This is a genomic window from Flavobacterium sp. HJSW_4 (assembly GCF_042436695.1).
GTDB lineage: Bacteria > Bacteroidota > Bacteroidia > Flavobacteriales > Flavobacteriaceae > Flavobacterium.
Genome location: NZ_JBHNPP010000010.1, coordinates 53,226 through 70,220, shown reverse-complemented (window position 1 = coordinate 70,220; position 16,995 = coordinate 53,226). Strand labels below are relative to the sequence as shown.

General features: G+C 32.5%; 18 protein-coding genes and 1 other RNA gene. 7 read left to right on the top strand and 12 right to left on the bottom strand.

All coding sequences use genetic code 11. The annotated features are described in order from the left end of the window. Positions 1–25: 25 nt before the first annotated feature. Positions 26–2,137, bottom strand: coding sequence for a TonB-dependent receptor domain-containing protein (locus ACE01P_RS11595; RefSeq protein WP_379697733.1), 2,112 nt, complete (start codon positions 2,135–2,137; stop codon positions 26–28). A 139-nt stretch (positions 2,138–2,276) separates the two neighbouring features. Here ACE01P_RS11595 and ACE01P_RS11590 point away from each other — a divergent pair, with 139 nt between their 5' ends. The 3 genes from ACE01P_RS11590 to ACE01P_RS11580 all read left to right on the top strand — a co-directional run bounded on the left by ACE01P_RS11590 (position 2,277) and on the right by ACE01P_RS11580 (position 4,619). Further along, a complete protein-coding gene (locus tag ACE01P_RS11590) occupies positions 2,277–3,632 on the top strand; it encodes a sensor histidine kinase (RefSeq protein WP_379697730.1) in 1,356 nt (451 codons plus the stop codon). A 10-nt stretch (positions 3,633–3,642) separates the two neighbouring features. Next, complete coding sequence (locus ACE01P_RS11585) at positions 3,643–4,329, top strand: response regulator transcription factor (protein WP_379697727.1); 687 nt, start codon at positions 3,643–3,645, stop codon at positions 4,327–4,329. 95 nt (positions 4,330–4,424) lie between these two features. Further along, entirely contained in the window at positions 4,425–4,619 is a 195-nt protein-coding gene (locus tag ACE01P_RS11580; RefSeq protein ID WP_379697724.1) for a hypothetical protein, read from the top strand. Between the two features lie 101 nt (positions 4,620–4,720). On the opposite strand, the gene ACE01P_RS11575 is transcribed toward ACE01P_RS11580, so the two are convergent. Together ACE01P_RS11575 and rnpB are read right to left on the bottom strand one after the other, a co-directional pair. Further along, on the bottom strand, positions 4,721–5,968 hold the full coding sequence (locus ACE01P_RS11575) for a cation:dicarboxylate symporter family transporter (RefSeq protein ID WP_379697722.1): 1,248 nt from the start codon (positions 5,966–5,968) through the stop codon (positions 4,721–4,723). 29 nt (positions 5,969–5,997) lie between these two features. Then, an RNA gene (gene rnpB, locus ACE01P_RS11570) (RNase P RNA component class A) lies at positions 5,998–6,327 on the bottom strand. 124 nt (positions 6,328–6,451) lie between these two features. Between rnpB and ACE01P_RS11565 the strand changes: the two genes are divergently transcribed. Next, positions 6,452–6,745, top strand: a complete 294-nt coding sequence (locus ACE01P_RS11565; RefSeq protein WP_379697720.1) for a hypothetical protein — start codon at positions 6,452–6,454, stop codon at positions 6,743–6,745. A gap of 171 nt (positions 6,746–6,916) precedes the next feature. On the opposite strand, the gene ACE01P_RS11560 is transcribed toward ACE01P_RS11565, so the two are convergent. The 3 genes from ACE01P_RS11560 to ACE01P_RS11550 form a co-directional block, all read right to left on the bottom strand. Next, positions 6,917–7,288 carry a LysM peptidoglycan-binding domain-containing protein gene (locus tag ACE01P_RS11560; protein ID WP_379697717.1) on the bottom strand — a complete coding sequence of 124 codons (372 nt, stop codon included), beginning with the start codon at positions 7,286–7,288 and terminating at the stop codon, positions 6,917–6,919. A gap of 6 nt (positions 7,289–7,294) precedes the next feature. Continuing rightward, positions 7,295–7,774: a BON domain-containing protein gene (locus tag ACE01P_RS11555; protein WP_379697714.1), complete on the bottom strand. Its 480-nt coding sequence runs from the start codon at positions 7,772–7,774 to the stop codon at positions 7,295–7,297. A gap of 90 nt (positions 7,775–7,864) precedes the next feature. Then, positions 7,865–8,662, bottom strand: a complete 798-nt coding sequence (locus ACE01P_RS11550) for a hypothetical protein (protein ID WP_379697711.1) — start codon at positions 8,660–8,662, stop codon at positions 7,865–7,867. Positions 8,663–8,841: 179 nt separating this feature from the next. Here ACE01P_RS11550 and dnaX point away from each other — a divergent pair, with 179 nt between their 5' ends. Both dnaX and ACE01P_RS11540 read left to right on the top strand, forming a co-directional pair. Next, positions 8,842–9,927, top strand: coding sequence for a DNA polymerase III subunit gamma/tau (gene dnaX, locus ACE01P_RS11545; protein WP_379697708.1), 1,086 nt, complete (start codon positions 8,842–8,844; stop codon positions 9,925–9,927). Positions 9,928–10,181: 254 nt separating this feature from the next. Beyond that, positions 10,182–10,598: a DNA polymerase III subunit gamma/tau gene (locus ACE01P_RS11540; RefSeq protein WP_379697705.1), complete on the top strand. Its 417-nt coding sequence runs from the start codon at positions 10,182–10,184 to the stop codon at positions 10,596–10,598. 43 nt (positions 10,599–10,641) lie between these two features. Here the strand turns inward: ACE01P_RS11540 and ACE01P_RS11535 are convergent, their stop codons facing one another. Genes ACE01P_RS11535 through ACE01P_RS11510 form a run of 6 tightly spaced genes read right to left on the bottom strand, consistent with a single transcriptional unit; the run spans position 10,642 to position 15,934 of the window. Beyond that, positions 10,642–11,220 (bottom strand): NAD(P)H-dependent oxidoreductase, encoded by a 579-nt coding sequence (locus tag ACE01P_RS11535; RefSeq protein ID WP_379697701.1) that lies wholly within the window; start codon positions 11,218–11,220, stop codon positions 10,642–10,644. A gap of 55 nt (positions 11,221–11,275) precedes the next feature. Continuing rightward, positions 11,276–11,836 carry a Crp/Fnr family transcriptional regulator gene (locus ACE01P_RS11530; protein WP_379697699.1) on the bottom strand — a complete coding sequence of 187 codons (561 nt, stop codon included), beginning with the start codon at positions 11,834–11,836 and terminating at the stop codon, positions 11,276–11,278. Between the two features lie 3 nt (positions 11,837–11,839). After that, positions 11,840–12,421: a TMEM175 family protein gene (locus tag ACE01P_RS11525; protein ID WP_379697697.1), complete on the bottom strand. Its 582-nt coding sequence runs from the start codon at positions 12,419–12,421 to the stop codon at positions 11,840–11,842. Between the two features lie 18 nt (positions 12,422–12,439). Then, on the bottom strand, positions 12,440–13,330 hold the full coding sequence (locus ACE01P_RS11520; RefSeq protein WP_379697694.1) for a Ppx/GppA phosphatase family protein: 891 nt from the start codon (positions 13,328–13,330) through the stop codon (positions 12,440–12,442). A gap of 34 nt (positions 13,331–13,364) precedes the next feature. After that, positions 13,365–15,443 (bottom strand): polyphosphate kinase 1, encoded by a 2,079-nt coding sequence (gene ppk1 / locus ACE01P_RS11515; protein ID WP_379697691.1) that lies wholly within the window; start codon positions 15,441–15,443, stop codon positions 13,365–13,367. Between the two features lie 5 nt (positions 15,444–15,448). Further along, complete coding sequence (locus ACE01P_RS11510; RefSeq protein WP_379697688.1) at positions 15,449–15,934, bottom strand: SixA phosphatase family protein; 486 nt, start codon at positions 15,932–15,934, stop codon at positions 15,449–15,451. Positions 15,935–16,434: 500 nt separating this feature from the next. On the opposite strand from ACE01P_RS11510, the gene ACE01P_RS11505 reads away from it, so the two are divergent. Continuing rightward, positions 16,435–16,983: a hypothetical protein gene (locus ACE01P_RS11505; RefSeq protein ID WP_379697685.1), complete on the top strand. Its 549-nt coding sequence runs from the start codon at positions 16,435–16,437 to the stop codon at positions 16,981–16,983. Positions 16,984–16,995: the final 12 nt, after the last annotated feature.

Here is a 16,995-nt window from a genome sequence, read left to right as displayed (position 1 = left end):
CTTGACTCACAAGGGATTTTTTATTTTATCTTATTCTGTTTTCACTTTCATTTACGCTCTTTTGTTTGAATTCAGAATCTTTCACTTTCCCGAAAGAATAGCGAACGGCAATAGAAATTTCGTTAGCATCAACCAAATACCGCGCTCTTGAATTAATAGCATTGATTGTAAATCTTTCAGTGTAAATTGTATTTTTAAAAATGTCATTATAATTCAAAGTACAATTCCAATTTTTACTAAGTTTTTTTGCCAAAGAAAGATCAAAAATCAGCATTGCGCCGCGTTCAAAAACACCTTCTTTTTGCTTCGTCGATCCCCAAAAAGAAAGAACAAAGGTGAAATCTTTTGGAAGGTTAAAAGTATTATTTGAATAATAATACAAATACGTTTTGGAAGAATTGAACAAAGCCGAATCGTCTTCAACCTTATTGGTTGCAAAAATTAAAGAATTGGTGTTTTCCCAAAATTTATATTTAAATGGCAATGTAAACTCAATATTATAACCTGATTCTTTTTTAAAGTTTTTTGATGTAAAAGTCATCACATTTGTCCCTTTGTCAAATATAAATTCCTGATAAATCGGATTTTTATTCTCATAAAAAGTCAGCTTTACAGATTTGTCCTGATATTGAAAAGTCGTCGAAATCACATCCATAAACGTTGGACCTAAATTGATATTATTTCCATAAATAAAATACGGATTTATGTACGTCGCAATCATACTTAATGAAGAATAATTAGGTCTAGAAATGCTTTTAGAATAATCAACATTTATACTTTTTGTACTGTCAAGCGAAAATGAAAATTGCGCTTTCGGAAAAAGATTGGTGTAATTTTTATCTACCAAATTATCGCTTTCATTACTATACTTTCCGCTTACATTGGTATTTTCAACTCTTAATCCAACTGAAAAATTGACTTTTTTAATTTTTCCCGAAAACTGAGAATATGCTGCAGTGTTTGCTTCTTTAAAATAATATTCAAAAATTGCATTTTGATTTTCTTCATAGTCAAAAACATCATAATCTGATTTGGATTTCGCTGCCGAATAAAGTGCGCCGTATTCCCAATTTAAGTCGTTTTTAAACTTTTTTTCTAAATCTATTCTTCCAGAAAAAACATCAACATTAAACTTCTGATCGCGATTCTGAGACAATTCAAAATCTGTTTCATTAAAATTATTTTGCACCAAACTCAACAAATGCTGATTGTAATTGGAGCCCTGAAAGCCCATAAAAAGCTTGGTGTCAATAGCTTTAATTTTCTTTGAATAATTGATAAATGAATTAATGAAATTCTTTGAACTCGAATTTTCGCTAAACGTAAAAACATTATTTATTTCATTCTGATTTTGGTTAAAAGTAAACGTATTGATATCAAAAGTATCGTTTCGCATTTTACCATTTATATTAAGCGACAAATAATCGTCTTCATTAATTTTATAAAATAAACTTGCACCAAAAATATAATCCTTAACTTTTGAAACTGCCGTAACATCATAATCTGAAACAATATTTGCCTGAGGAATTTTATATTCTATACTATGATTTTCCCATGGATTTCGTCGATTGTAATTGAAATTGGCTTTCCATTCTAATTTGTCTTTTTTGAAGCTAGAATTAAAACCTAAATAATTATTGTAGTTCTTTTTGAAAGAAGCAACTTCAGAAATTTCAGTTTTAAAACTGTCTTTTTTACTCCATTTTCTTGTAATTAAAATCACAGCGCGGCCTTCTGCTTCGTATTTAGAAGACGGATTTTTAATAATTTCTATTGTTTTAATATCAGCAACAGATAAAGCATTTAAATCGTTTATGGATACTTTTTGACCGTCGATATAAATTAGAGGATTTCCTTTTCCAACAATCGAAATGCTTTCACGATCGCTGCTTATTTGAACCGTCGGAAGTTTTGAAAGCAGATCGATAGGGTTTGGAATGGTATTGTAAACCGAATTGGCAACGTCAACTTTTATGTTTCCGTTTGAGTTCGTAATCGTTTTTTTCTCCTGACTGATTACAACTTCGTGTAATTCATTTGAAATTGAATCTTTTGGAGATTCATTCTGAGCATTCGCAAAAAATGAAAGGCAAAAAAGTAAAATGGTAATAAGCAGTTTTAATGGCAGATAATTCATTTAAAAATTAAAATTGGTTAGCATTGTTGCAAAAATGCTTTGAAAACACAGTTCTGAAAGTTAATCGTAGGTTAATGCAAGGTTAATCTGCTATTTGTTTCTTAAAAGCTGTATTTTTGAAACAGCATTTCAAACCAATATGAAACAAAGAATCAATTTATTAATCGCATTTTCTGTCGTAGCCCTAATTGTACTTATGACGGTGCAATGCTATTTGGTAAAGACCGCTTACGAATATAAAGTGGCGCAGTTTCATACGCAGATTAAAAACGAAATTGGCGCGATTACCAATAATTACAGCGATATCGATTCGGCTTTGGTTTCTAGAAAAGAAATGCTTTACAAAAGCCTTTCAGAAAAATACATGAAAGGAAAAAAGAGCAAATTGGATATTAAAAATGGAGTTTTGAAAACAGAATTTCAGAGCGCGATTACACAGAAAATCCAAAGAAAATTTGAAAGAGATTTACCCGATTTTAAAATCGATTTTGCCATTGTTCTAAATAAATTTATTCTTTACAACGAACAAGAAACAGATACTATTTTCTCTGAAAAGCCTTTTATCCAAAACAAATTATACGGAAATCTTGCTTCATTAAATCATGCTTTTTTAGTACGAAGTTATGTCGGAACCACAAACGGAACTTTTGAAAATGAGGAATATAAATTATTGACCGAAGATTCAATGTACGTTTCTGTTATTGATTGGGAAATGATTATTCTAAGACGAATGACTTTTATTCTGATTCTTTCCTTCTTCTCGATTGCAACCTTAATTAGCCTTTTTGTAATTGCGATTAAAGCCTTAATAAAACAGAAAAAAGTAAGCGACGTTAAAACAGATTTCATCAATAATATTACGCACGAACTAAAAACGCCTTTGGCAACTTTAGGAATCTCAACAAAGATTTTAGCGCAGAAAAACATTCGTGACAACGATGAAAATTTCAATTCGATTGTAAACACTATTTCACGCCAAAATAATCGTCTTCAGAATCTGATTGATCAGGTTATGGCAAATTCATTGGCTGAAAACGAAATTGAATTACAGAAAGAAAAAATAGAAGCCGAAGATTTTCTGCTTTCTATTGTGAATGATTTTAAAATTACTTTTCCAAAAATCACTCTTAAAACCGATTTTCAGACAGAGAAAACTATTTTGGTTTTAGATAAATTTCATTTGACAACTGCTTTTTTAAATGTTTTGGAAAATGCTGTAAAATATGGTTCAAACACGATTACAGTAAAAACAAAAATTGTCGAGAAACAATTCTCAATCAGTTTTGAAGATGACGGAATTGGTATCGCCAAAAACAAACAAGCCTTTCTTTTTGAGAAGTTTTATCGTGTCGAGCAAGGAAACCTGCACAATACAAAAGGTTTAGGTTTAGGATTGTATTATGTTGACCAAATCGTAAAAGCACATCAGGGTTCTGTAAACGTGATTAGCGATTTAGGAAAAGGAACTCAGTTTACTATTTTATTAAAAGTTTAATTCCCTTATTTTGAAAAGATTACTTTTAGCCGAAGACGATTTTGACTTTGCGGCGATTTTAAAACAATATCTAGAATTGCATCAATTTGAAGTAATCTGGGCAGAAAACGGCGAAATAGCTTTGGACTATTTTAAAAACCAAACTTTTGACATTTGCATTTTTGATGTGATGATGCCAAAAATGGACGGATTTTCATTGGCTGAAAAAATAATTAATATCAATCCTGAAATTCCATTTATTTTTCTAACAGCAAGAAAGCTAAAAGAAGATAAAATAATTGGCTTAAAATTGGGTGCAGACGACTATATCGCAAAACCTTTTGAAGTTGACGAATTGGTGCTGCGTTTACAAAATATCCTAAAAAGAATTGAACAAAAGAGAAGTCTTGAAGGAAATAACATAATCGAAATTGGTTCGTATATTTTTGATAACGAACGTTTAACGCTTAACAATAAAAACCACGTTCAGCAGCTCACAGAAATGGAAGCTTCTCTTATCGAATATTTATATCTCAATCATAATCAGCTATTAAAAAGAGATCAAATTTTGATGTCAGTTTGGAAAAAAGACGATTATTTCTCTGGAAGAAGTATGGATGTTTTTATCAGCAGATTGAGAAAATATTTCAACTCAGATCCGAAAATCAAAATTGAAAGTGTTCGAAATATTGGATTAGAATTTAAAATAGAAAAATAGTTCCTGCAAATCATATAATTTCATCAAACAATTGTATAACAGCAATTAACCTTTCAGAATTTAAATTTGTTAGAGAACTTTTAAATCTAACAATCATGAACCTAAAAAGATTTTTCGGTGGGTTACTTACAATCCTCGGAATTATAGGACTTATTTATACAGCCGTTATTTTTGCTGGCACATCTGGAGGAACAAGAGATATTAAATCGCTTATTATTTATGGAATATTAGGAATTGTCTTTTTTATGTCAGGCATTGGTCTAGTAAAAACTACAAAAGACGAAAGCTAAAGCACTTGCCACAAAGGCACTAAGTCGCAAAGGCATTTTAACTTATTTGTGTCAAAGCAAAATTTAAAAAAACTTTGCGACTTAGCGTCTTTGCAGCAAAATCACTCCACGACTGGATCAAGATTCAACTCAGTAAAATCTCTTTCTGTTTTCGAAATTATAATTGTTGCGACTGTGTTTCCTATTAAATTGGTGATCGCTCTGGCTTCACTCATAAATTTATCTACGCCCAATAAAAATGCTAAACCTTCAACAGGAATCTTATGCAAAGCGGTTAAAGTTGATGCTAAAACAATAAATCCGCTTCCTGTTACGCCAGCTGCGCCTTTCGAAGTAATCATCAAAATTCCGATAACGGTCATGATCTCGAAGAAAGTCAAATGCACGTCGTACAATTGCGCGATAAACAGCACAGACATAGAAAGATAAATTGAAGTTCCATCCAAATTAAATGAATAACCCGTCGGAATCACCAATCCCACAACCGATTTACTGCACCCCATTCTTTCCAATTTAACCATAATACTTGGCAAAGCAGCTTCCGATGAAGAAGTTCCTAGAACCAATAAAAGTTCTTCTTTAATGTATTTTAAAATCGAAAGAATACTTATTTTATAATATCTCAAAATGCTTCCTAAAATAAAAAAGACAAAAAGCACCATAGTCAAATAAACGCAAAGCATCAATTTTCCTAGCGGAATCAAAGTTGCTAAACCGAATTTACCTATTGTGTACGCCATTCCGCCAAAAGCACCAATTGGAGCAAGATACATAACGTACTTTAAACCAAAGAAAACTACTTTTGAAAATCTCTCCAGAACCAAAATAGTCTGCTCTCTTTTCTGATAAAAATTCAATGCGATTCCGCAAATAATTGCTGCCAATAAAACCTGAAGCGTAAAATTGGATAAGAAAAACTGCAACCAAGAAAAATCCTTTGCTGCGCCATTTGTATACTGACTCGCATCACCAAAAGTCAAACCCGATTTATCAATTTTTCCAGGCTTAAATATATAAGCGACAGTCACACCAATTGCCAATGCAACGGTCGAAACCACTTCAAAATAAGTTAAAGCTTTTACGCCAATACGTCCTACTTTCTTTAGATTTCCCATTCCAGAAATCCCTAAAACGATTGTCAAGAAAATAATCGGACCTATAAAAAGAGAAATAAGCTGAATAAATTTCTTTCCAAGAAACTCCATTTTCACACCATTTTCGGGAGAAAAATGTCCGACCAAAACGCCAGCAATAATGGCTATTAAAACCCAAAAAGTAAGATTGGTTACAACTGTTCTAAAAAGACTCTTTTTAAGTTTTGAAGAAGAATTAGGAGTGGTAATATTCATGAAATGGTTAGTTAGTTTCACAAATATATAAAAAATGCAGACCTGTAAGCCGGATTCTGTTCTTGTCTTATTTTACAACAAAACAATACCTTATCATTTATCTAGATCCAGCATTGCTACTGGACTCAATCTACCTACCCTTCGGCAACGAACGAGAAGCCCTTAAATGCCGATATACTTGGTATTTCACCGCATAGAGTTTACCTGGTTTCACTACAGCATTACCTGTACATACTTTCTGCTGCACTTGTCCTAACTCCGATAAATCGGAGCCGACGGGCGTTACCCGCTATGCTTCTCTATGGTGTCCGGACTTTCCTCCCTCCGCCGAGGCGGACGACGATAAGGCGGTCTGCGCTGCAAAAGTAGCGATTTAAGAACTAACAATAATGATTTTAAATTTCCGATTTTATGAATTTTATCATAACTTTTTAATTCTAAAATAGTTATCTTTAGAAATCTATAATTTAAATTCAGTTTAACATGAAAAGAATGTATCATTACGCAACTGTTTCAAAGGCTTTAGATCAATTGAATGAAAAAGGATTTACGTGCGATTTTAATCGAAATTCAGACGCGATTAAAAAGAATCCTGAGAAATTTGAAATTGTTCATGTGTATCGATACGAGGGTAATTCAGACCCAGCGGATGAGGCAGTTGTATACGGAATTAAATCGACTTCGGGTAAAAAAGGAGTCTATGTCGCTGGCTTTTCTGCAGATTCAGATCAGGAAACAGCAAAATTTTTATTTGATTTAAGCATTAGAGGAAGGTAGTTTTTCTGAAGAAATATCTTTTTTAAATCAAACAAAAAACAAATGAGAACAAAAAACGATTCAATAATCTATGTCATTCTGAGAAACTAAAATTACTTCGTTGCTCAGAATGGCATAAAATAAAAAGTCCATCATAAAGACGGACTTTTTAACAAACAGCATAAACTAAAATTACGTTGTTGGTATTTTCAATTTCCAACCTGGCTGAATTAAATCAGGATTAGAAATAATATCTTTATTGGCTTCGAAAATATCTTGCCATGTAACTCCATAAGCTTTTGCAATCTTCGAAAGAGAATCGCCTCTTTCAACTGTATATTCTCTCGAAACACCTTCTTCAACTTCGATATTCATAACAACATCTGCAGATCTGTAATCTGGATCTATTTTTTCGTAAGCCTTCCAAAGTTTGTCTTTATCGGCTGCAGTTTTTGCTTTTCCATCAATGTATAAGACATTATCCTGCTCTCGTATCTGCAGATTTTCAATTCCTAATTGAGAGGCTAAATCGGCTACTTCTTTATATTTATCTTGTAAACTCATAACAACTTATTTTATGATTAATTTGTTATCGACTTTTTTAGGTTTCAATTCCTGAATGCTTTGCATAAGAGGCTGCAGTTTATCTCTCTTAATTTCTCCCGAAAGCGTAACAACGCCGCCAACAACAGTTGCGCTAACACCATCGTAAGCATCTACTACTTTGTGAATTGATTTATCTAATTCAGCATCCGAATTAATCACCACAGTTGCTGCGGCAGGTTCCTGATTGGCTCTAGCAAGTTCACAAGTATTCACAACAGATTTCACACCTTTTGTTGATCGGACACTTTTTTCAATATTTTTCTTGAAAATTTCATCTTCGCAAGTTCCCGTTATCGTTGCGACACCATCTTGTACAGTAACCTGTATAGATGTTTCATCGCCAAGTTTTTCTTGTATTGCTTTTTCAATATCTGCATCGTTAGGCTTACATGATACCAAAGCAATGCTAAGGCACATTCCTAATAAAATGGATCTCATTTTCATAATACTTTCTTTTAATAATTAACTTTTTTAAAATTAAAAAGATTAACTATCAAAAGATTATATGATATTATGGTGAGTTTTATAAGTTTTTCAGCTTCCTAATTTACCATATCGCTGTTGTTCAGAGAAATATATTATGATTGTTTTTCCATTTTTTCTGTACGGATAAAACAACTCATAATTCCCATCACTTGAGCTATATCTTATTTCATCATTATTTTTATTAAAGACTTCATTCAGATAAACTCTTTCTTCTTTAGTAGTTTGATAAATATAATTTACTTTCTGAGGCTGTATCGTATCACTATCTAAACTTTCATTATAATAAGCGCTAAATCCAAGAAAAACAGACGAACCATTAATTGAATCTTTTACAATTAAGGTTACACTCGGAAAGTTTTTATCTGTATCAGACAAAACTCTTAAAATTCCAGTTGTTTCTTTAATGTACGCTTTAGAAAAAGTATAATTTAAAAGTTTATCGCTATTTGGTTTATTCGATTCTACAACTGACTTGGCAGAACTAATTAACATTTTTTCTTTTTTTTCTGAAGTCAAATAATCACCACCAAAAAGTATAATTAAGATTATTGGAAAAATTAAAAGTAACGTAAGGAACTTGCGCCTGTTTGATTTTGCATTTGTTTCGTCTTCATTTTTTCTTTCAGCAATTCTTGTCAAATTAAACATCATATTAACGATTAGAGATCCGGCCATAAGAGCAAGAATTCCGAGGATGCTCAGATAAAAACTTTCTGTCATGTTTTCTCTAAACACTTTTAGTCCAAAAACCTGAATTACAATAAATGTAAACACCCAATAAACTAATAAAAGTATAGATGCGATTCCAATGATATTACTTAATCTGACAATTTGTTTTGCGTTCATTTTTCCTAATTAATAATAAATAAGCTATTAATATTTTGCAATAAAACTATTACTTTTTTTTCAAATCTAAGAGAAAATATTTTTTTCTTTCTCCTATTCAACCAGTTAAAAATCTTTCAATTTTTAAATTTTTAAATCATTAAATTATAGCCTATATTTGCTATCGAATAAAAAAGAATATGGAACAATTTGTAGTATCGGCACGTAAATATCGCCCGCAGACCTTTAAGGATGTTGTGGGGCAAAAAGCCATTACCAACACTTTGTTGAATGCTATAGAAACCAACCACTTGGCTTCTGCTCTTTTATTTACAGGACCGCGTGGAGTTGGTAAAACGACTTGCGCTCGTATTTTGGCTCGAAAAATAAATCAGCCTGGATATGACGATCCTACTGAAGATTTTGCATTTAACGTTTTTGAGTTAGATGCTGCTTCAAACAACTCGGTTGATGATATTCGTAGCCTTATCGATCAGGTTCGAATCCCGCCACAAACTGGACAATACAAAGTATATATCATTGACGAGGTCCACATGTTGTCTTCGGCCGCTTTTAATGCTTTTCTTAAAACATTAGAAGAACCGCCAAAACATGCAATTTTCATTTTAGCAACAACAGAAAAACACAAAATTCTTCCAACGATTTTATCTCGTTGCCAAATTTTTGATTTCAAAAGAATTACAGTAAAAGATGCTAAAGAACATTTGGCAGATGTTGCTGAAAGTCAAGGAATCGTCTTTGAAGATGATGCACTGCACATTATTGCTCAAAAAGCAGATGGCGCAATGCGTGATGCTTTGTCTATTTTTGACCGTGTAGTTTCGTACTGCGGAACCAACTTAACACGTCAAGCCGTAACTGAAAATCTAAACGTATTAGATTACGAAACTTACATTTCGATTACCGATTTACTTTTAGAAAATGAAATTCCGAAGCTTTTATTAGCTTATAACGACATTCTTGCTAAAGGTTTTGACGGACATCATTTTATTGCTGGTCTTGCTTCGCATTTCAGAGATTTATTAGTGAGTAAAACACCTTCAACAATTGCTTTGTTAGAAGTTGGAGAGCAAGCGCAGCAAATGTATGCAGCTCAATCACAAAAATGTTCTCAGGAATTTTTATTGAAGGGAATTGATATTGCAAACGACTGCGATTTAAAATACAAATTAAGTCAGAATCAACGACTTTTAGTTGAATTATGCTTGATGCAATTAGCCTCTATCAACTTTGATGGAGAAAAAAAAAAGCTGAGCAATTCATAATTCCGCCCGTTTACTTTAAAAACGGAGGCTATTCTATTGTAGAAGTTCAAAGCCCAAAGCCGAAAGTTGAAAATTCTGTTGCAACTGAGAATCAAGTTTCTCCAGCTACAACTGAAAATAAAACAGCCGTTTCTCAACCACAACAAGTTACTGAAGCTCCAAAAGTTCAAGCTCAAGAACCGCCAAAAACAGAAACAGACGGTAAACCAAAGGTTTCCGCTTTTTCTCTTGCAAGTATTCGCAAGAAAAAAGAAATGGAAGCTAGCGGCAAAACTTACGTTAAACCTACTTCTGTTTTACTAACTGAAGAATTTAACGAAACCGATATGCGCCTTCATTGGAACAAGTATGCGGAACGTTTAGGTCAAAAAGGTTTTAAGATTATGGAATCGATTCTATTAATTAGTGATCCGGTTCTAAAAGGCACTACAATTTATTATGAGCTACCAAATGAAGGCTCAAAACTAGACTTTGAAGGTCAAATAAATGGATTATTAGGACACTTGAAAGGCCATTTACATAATCACGATATTACGATTGAAGTAGTTGTAAACGAAGAGATTAAAACACAAAGAGCCTTGAATGATCAAGATCGATACAATCGTTTCTTAGAAATCAATCCAAACATTGAACTTTTACGTTCTACATTTGGATTGGATATAAATCTATAATTTCTTATTTCGGTCACTAATTTCAATAATTTGTGACAAATTTTTATTTGTTTTTGAAACCAAATTGATAGACTTTTTCAAGCCAATTTTTTCTTTGCTCTTCTTTAGAACCTTTTACAATTCCGATATAACTCACTTTTACAGGCTTTATACCGCAGAATTCTAAAGTCGATTTCTTTAACTGATTAACACTTGGTCTAGCATAAAAAAATCTATAATACCAACTTGGCTGATCTAGTGTTGTGATGATGTGAGCTGTTTTTCCTTTAAGCAGTTTATCCCACCAAACAGAATTTTCGCGGTATTGAAAAGCCATTCCGGGCAGAAATAATCGATCAATAAAACCTTTTGTAATAGCTGGAAGTCCGCCCCACCAAACAGGGTGAATCCAAACTAAATGATTTGCGCTTTTTATTTTTTCCCAAGATTCTAATAAATCTGGTTCTAAATCTGTTCGTTTTTGGTAACCAAACTGCAGATTAGGATTGAAATTTAAATTGGCAATTGTTATCGTTTCTACTTGTGCGCCAGAAGCGATAGCTCCATTTTTATAAGCTTCAGCAATTCCAAAATTAAAGCTTTTAGCATTTGGATGTCCGTTTATAATCAGTATTTTTTTCATATCAATGTTTTTCCAAAAATACTTTTCGTACATTTTCTTTTACTAGACAAATGTCCTATAAAACAGCTTTTCTAATTCGGCTTAAATGTCTTGGTGTAATTCCTAAATAAGAAGCTAAATATTGCAAAGGAATTAACTGTATGTATTTTTGATGATTCTGATACAATTCTTGATAACGCTCTGCACCAGACAATTTCTGAAAAGAAACCATTCTTTTATGCAGATTTACAAATTCTAATTCGGTCAATTTTCTACCAGTTTCCTGCCAATTGAATCCTGATTGATACAACTTCTCCAGACCTTTTCTATCAAGAATTTGAAGTTGCGTGTCGGTTAGCGCCTGAATGTTTTCTTCTGCTTTTTCTTCTGTAATAAAACTGGCAAAAGAGGCCATAAATTCATTTTCAAAAGCAAAACAATTCGTGATTTCGTCACCTTTGTGATTAACAAAAAAGGAACGGAGGATTCCTTTTTCGATAAAAACTATTTCGTTGCAAACCTGATTTTCAGTCAATAAAAGTTCTCCTTTTTTTAAAGTGCGAAATGTAATTAAATCATCTAAAAGACTTAATTCGTCAGTAGAGAAATTTTGAATGGACTGAAAAACAGATTTCATAAACTATTCATTTGAAGCAAAAATTCTCCCAATTCTTTTGTCTGGAATAAGCCATAACATTGCAACTGTAAAATAAGCTGCTCCAGAAACCCACTGGTTAAAGAATGCCGTAACGATTCCGATTACATACAAAACTAAAGATATTTTACCTTTATAATCTTTTTTAAGCGCTCCTCTCAAAGCAGAATTAACACCTTCACTGCACATAATTGTATATTGCAAGATGATATAAGAGATTGCAGAAAGAAGCAGCACAACTCCATACATTGTCATTGCAGCCTTTTCAAAATTATGTTCTCCCATCCAAGCTGTAGATACAGGAATCAAAGAAAGCCAAAACAAAAAGTGCAAATTACTCCACAAAATTTTTCCGTTTACTCTTGATAAACTATGAAGCAAATAATGGTGGTTATTCCAATATATCCCAACGTAAATAAAACTTAAAATATAGCTTAAAAACTTAGGAATAAGCGGTTTTAAATCTGCAAATTGATGTCCTTCTGGCGCTTTGATTTCCAAAATCATAATGGTAATAATGATTGCCAAAACGCCATCACTAAAAGCTTCTAGTCTGCCTTTATTCATTAAAAAAATATATTATTATTAAATTTTACCGTAGTACATTGCTTTTACAATACCATCTGAAAGTCCGATTTTAGGAACATAAATCTGGCGCGCACCACTCCATTTCATTGCATTCAAATAAATACGAGTTGCATGGATAATAACGTCAGCACGGTCAGAGTTTAAACCTAATTCGGCAATTCTTTGCTCGTATGTCAACGAATTTAAGAAGGCATATTGCGAGTTAACATAAATGTACGAAAGTGGTTTTTCCTGCTGTTTTCCAGACATTTTAAACAACTTATTGATGTTTCCTCCAGAACCTATTAATGTTACTTCGTCATAATCGGCTGTATTGACTTTAATCCACTTTTCGATTTCATCCCAAACGACATCGTGCACCATATTGTTCAATAAACGAACCGTTCCTGCTTTGAAAGATCTTGAAGTAATCATTTTTCCGTCAGAGAAAAGGGTAAACTCGGTGCTACCGCCTCCAACGTCTACAAAAAGATACGTTTCGTCTGATTTAATTAAATGATGCAAATCGGTAGAAGCAATAATTGCCGCTTCTTTTTTACCGTCGATAATCTCGATTTTGATGTCGGCTTTTTTCTTAATTAAAGCCACTACTTCTTTTGCATTATAAGCCTCGCGCATTGCAGAAGTTGCAAACGCCATATAACGCTCTACTTTATGTACTTTCATCAAAAGGTTAAATGCTTTCATGGCATCAACCATTCGATCTATATTTTCTTGTGAAATTTCTCCAACTGTAAATGCATCTTGCCCTAAACGAATTGGCACACGAACAAGGGAACTTTTGTTAAACTGCGGTTCTTTTCCTTCTTGTTCCACAACGTTAGCGATCAAAAGCCTCATGGCATTCGAACCGATATCTATCGCTGCAAACTTCCTAATATTAATCATGCTCACTTTATGATTTGAAAATTGGTTTTTATTATTAATTTACTTTTTGAGGAACCTCTTCTAGTATTGCTACTTTATTCTGATAATATTTATACGTTTCAAATTGTGCTCTAAATGGGGCATGATGATTTTTCGGCTTATATTTATTATCTAATTTGTACGAATGATATCTTACTTTAACATTTCCTTTCCAGCCAATATTGAAGTTATCGATTAGTTCTTTCTTAATTTCAAGATCATAAATCGGACAGGTTACTTCTACCCTTGCATCAAGATTTCTAGTCATGAAATCGGCAGACGAAATGTAAACTTCTGTTAAACCAGCATTTCCGAAAATATAAACTCTCGAATGTTCTAAGTAATTATCAACGATACTTATTGCTTCAATGTTTTCGCTCATTCCAGGAATTCCAGGAATTAAACAGCAAATCCCTCTTACTTGAAGCTGGATTTTTACTCCTGCATTACTTGCTTCGTATAATTTATCGATCATTTTAAAATCAGATAAACTATTCATTTTTAACTTAATGTGTGTTTTTCTACCTGCAAGCGCATGAAGAATTTCACGATCAATCAGTTTTATGAATTTGGTTCTCGTATAATGAGGAGATACAATTAAATGTTTGTATCTGTGAACTCTATAATTGATATCGAAAAACTCAAATATTTTTGAGGTATCTTTTAAAATTCCTTGATGACACGTTAAAAGCGTAACATCGGTATAAATTTTAGCAGTCGATTCGTTGAAATTTCCTGTTGAAATGAATCCGTAACGACGATTTTTACCATCCTCCAATCTTTCTATCACACATATTTTACTATGTACTTTTAGGCCTTTCATTCCAAAAATAAGTTCAATTCCTTCCATCTGCATTTGTTCAGCATAAGAAATATTTGAAGCTTCATCAAAACGAGCTTGAAGTTCGATTTGAACCACTACTCTTTTACCATTTTTAGCCGCATTTATTAGAGAACTAATTACTTGCGAATTTTTAGCTAAACGATATAAAGTTATTTTGATGCTTGTTACTTTCGGATCTAAAGCTGCTTCACGCAAAAATTTAGTCAAATATGAAAAAGACTGATAAGGTGCGTGAACTAAATAGTCTTTTTTAGAGATTTTTTCTAAAATACTACCTTCCAAACTTAAACCTGGAACCGGCATAGGCTCATTTGGTTTATACAGTAAATCGTAACGTCCTAAATTTGGAAAACTCATATAATCGCGGCGATTATGATATCTTCCTCCCGGAATTATACTATCTGTTTCTACAATTTTCATTTTATCTAAGAAAAATTGCAGTGTATCTTCTTCAATTAAATTGTCGTAAATAAAACGAACAGGTTCTCCGATACGACGATCTTTTACAGAAGAAGCGATTTTTTCGAGCATACTTTTACTCAAATCACTGTCTATATCTAATTGCGCGTCTCGGGTAATTTTGATCATGTGAGCAGAAACACTCTTATAATCAAATATATTAAAGATGTTTTTCAGTTTGAAACGAATAACATCATCAATTAAAATAACATATTGTTTATCATCATCTGAAGGAAGGACGACAAACCTGTTGATGGTTTTTGGAATTTCTATTAAAGCATAGCGAACCTCATCATTAGCCAATTCTAAACGAACGGCCAAATATCCTAAAGTATCTTTTAGAATTGGAAAAACTGCCAAATCATTTAAGATAATAGTTACTAGTTCTGGACTTAATTTTTGGTTGTAAAAGTCTTTTAAGAAACACTCTTGTTTTGGGGTAATCTGTGTTTCGTTTACAATAAAAATATTTTCAGACTCTAACTCCGCTTCAATATTTCCTAGAATACGCAAACTTTCAGATTGTTGCTGAATTACGATTTCGGTGATATCTTTAATTAATTGGTGGGCAGAAATACCGCCTAAATATTTTTCGCCAGAAATACCCGAAAGGCTTAATCGCCGAATGGCTGCGTACCGAACTCTAAAAAATTCGTCTAAATTATTTGAAAAAATTCCAACAAAACGCAGTCTGTCTAAAAGTGGCACCGTACTGTCTGCAGCTTCCTGAAGTACTCTTGCATTAAATGCTAACCAGCTTTTTTCTCTATCGATATATTTCTGTTCGTACACTGTTATTATTTTAAATCTTTGGGGAAAATAGTTTTATGTGTTTTGCCCTTATGGATCGTATCCCAGCTTTCGGCGTCAAATTGTAATGACACAAAGCCTGAAGTTGGAACATTTTCTATAAAAACATCCCCAAATTTATTAACAAAATTTGTAATAGCCTCGTTATGTCCAAAAAGAATAACGCTTTCAAAACTATTATCACACGATTTGATAACTTTTTCGAGTTGCTTATCATCAAATGTATATAACTCGTCTTTGTAAACAATGCTTTCTATAGGATAAGAAATATTTTGTGCGAAAATCAAAGCTGTTTCTAATGCTCTAGCAGCAGTGCTACTCCAAATAATATACGTTTTAGGAAGATATTGTGAAATATTTAATGAAACGTCGTGCGCATCCAAAATTCCTCTTTTCATTAAAGGACGATCAAAATCTTTTAATGGTGCTTCCCAGCTAGATTTGGCATGACGAATTAAAATGAGATTTTTCATAAGCTGCAAAATTTAAAAACCTGACTTACAGGTTGCTTTTTTTAATTAAGTTCTAATTTACAAAAGATATTTTAAACCTTTTCTTTTTTTTATTTCTGTTAACATTCTAACGAAATTTTAACAGGAATACATTATTCGCAAAACCTTAACATTAACATAAAAAGAGAAACGCAAAAAAATGCTTTTTATGTAATTCATCCATTAAATCAGTATTTAGTCGATATTATGCATCTTTCTAAAATTTTAACTAAATACTTGATTTTTAATTATTTACAATATTCAAAACAAACTCATTTTCATTAAAAAAGCAAAAAAATGTACGAAAAAAATATACTTTTTTGAGTTAAAAAAAAGTGTTTTTGAGTCAATTTTTAATAAAAAAACAACACTTCAACGAGTTTTTAGGTTAGTTACAGATAAAAAAATCATATTAGAAAAACTCTAATATAACTTTGATTCTGTTAAAATTTCATAAATACTTTAAAATAAAATCTTAAGTTATGAAAACTAAATCTACTCTTGAAAAAGCAGTGAAATTTGTAAGCGATTGTATGTCAATTTTTTCTTGGAAGAATATTTTTGAGAAAAATTTATTGACGCTACTCATTCTTTTTGCGGCTACAATTTCATCAGCACAGTCAGGTTCGTGCAAGGCGACCTTGATTGTCGAAAACAACGGAAACATCAGGAGCACTCCTCTCGATGGAACTTACTACCCAATGGTCCTGACCAACAACAGCTCTTCTACAGACACTTTTGTTTTAAGCTCTAAGAACATTAATTCTTCTTGCGCGAATACTGACGGAAGCTCTACCGCTGGAAATGTTGCGGTCAATACTGATTTTATAGATTCTTCAAGAAGTTCTCTAAGTGAAATCACGCTTAGCGCTGGAGAATCTGTAAATTTTTATATCCACATTACGGTTCCTGCGGGTACCTCAGTAAAAAAATGGTCTTGCAACGAGATTACTGCAACTTCAAAAAACTGTAGCAACTATGCGGTTGATACTGTTTTACACACCTACATCATTAATCCGGTTAATGATTAAACGAGATATATC

Excerpts from the sequence above, each read along its gene's own strand:
- ACE01P_RS11590 (WP_379697730.1), top strand. The coding sequence starts at position 2,277 with ATGAAACAAAGAATCAATTTATTAATCGCATTTTCTGTCGTAGCCCTA.
- ACE01P_RS11520 (WP_379697694.1), bottom strand. The coding sequence starts at position 13,330 with ATGATTAATATTAGGAAGTTTGCAGCGATAGATATCGGTTCGAATGCC.
- ACE01P_RS11505 (WP_379697685.1), top strand. The coding sequence starts at position 16,435 with ATGAAAACTAAATCTACTCTTGAAAAAGCAGTGAAATTTGTAAGCGAT.
- ACE01P_RS11575 (WP_379697722.1), bottom strand. The coding sequence starts at position 5,968 with ATGAATATTACCACTCCTAATTCTTCTTCAAAACTTAAAAAGAGTCTT.
- dnaX (WP_379697708.1), top strand. The coding sequence starts at position 8,842 with ATGGAACAATTTGTAGTATCGGCACGTAAATATCGCCCGCAGACCTTT.
- ACE01P_RS11550 (WP_379697711.1), bottom strand. The coding sequence starts at position 8,662 with ATGAACGCAAAACAAATTGTCAGATTAAGTAATATCATTGGAATCGCA.
- ACE01P_RS11530 (WP_379697699.1), bottom strand. The coding sequence starts at position 11,836 with ATGAAATCTGTTTTTCAGTCCATTCAAAATTTCTCTACTGACGAATTA.
- ACE01P_RS11565 (WP_379697720.1), top strand. The coding sequence starts at position 6,452 with ATGAAAAGAATGTATCATTACGCAACTGTTTCAAAGGCTTTAGATCAA.
- ACE01P_RS11535 (WP_379697701.1), bottom strand. The coding sequence starts at position 11,220 with ATGAAAAAAATACTGATTATAAACGGACATCCAAATGCTAAAAGCTTT.
- ACE01P_RS11580 (WP_379697724.1), top strand. The coding sequence starts at position 4,425 with ATGAACCTAAAAAGATTTTTCGGTGGGTTACTTACAATCCTCGGAATT.
- ACE01P_RS11595 (WP_379697733.1), bottom strand. The coding sequence starts at position 2,137 with ATGAATTATCTGCCATTAAAACTGCTTATTACCATTTTACTTTTTTGC.
- ACE01P_RS11555 (WP_379697714.1), bottom strand. The coding sequence starts at position 7,774 with ATGAAAATGAGATCCATTTTATTAGGAATGTGCCTTAGCATTGCTTTG.
- ACE01P_RS11560 (WP_379697717.1), bottom strand. The coding sequence starts at position 7,288 with ATGAGTTTACAAGATAAATATAAAGAAGTAGCCGATTTAGCCTCTCAA.
- ACE01P_RS11540 (WP_379697705.1), top strand. The coding sequence starts at position 10,182 with ATGGAAGCTAGCGGCAAAACTTACGTTAAACCTACTTCTGTTTTACTA.
- ACE01P_RS11525 (WP_379697697.1), bottom strand. The coding sequence starts at position 12,421 with ATGAATAAAGGCAGACTAGAAGCTTTTAGTGATGGCGTTTTGGCAATC.
- ACE01P_RS11510 (WP_379697688.1), bottom strand. The coding sequence starts at position 15,934 with ATGAAAAATCTCATTTTAATTCGTCATGCCAAATCTAGCTGGGAAGCA.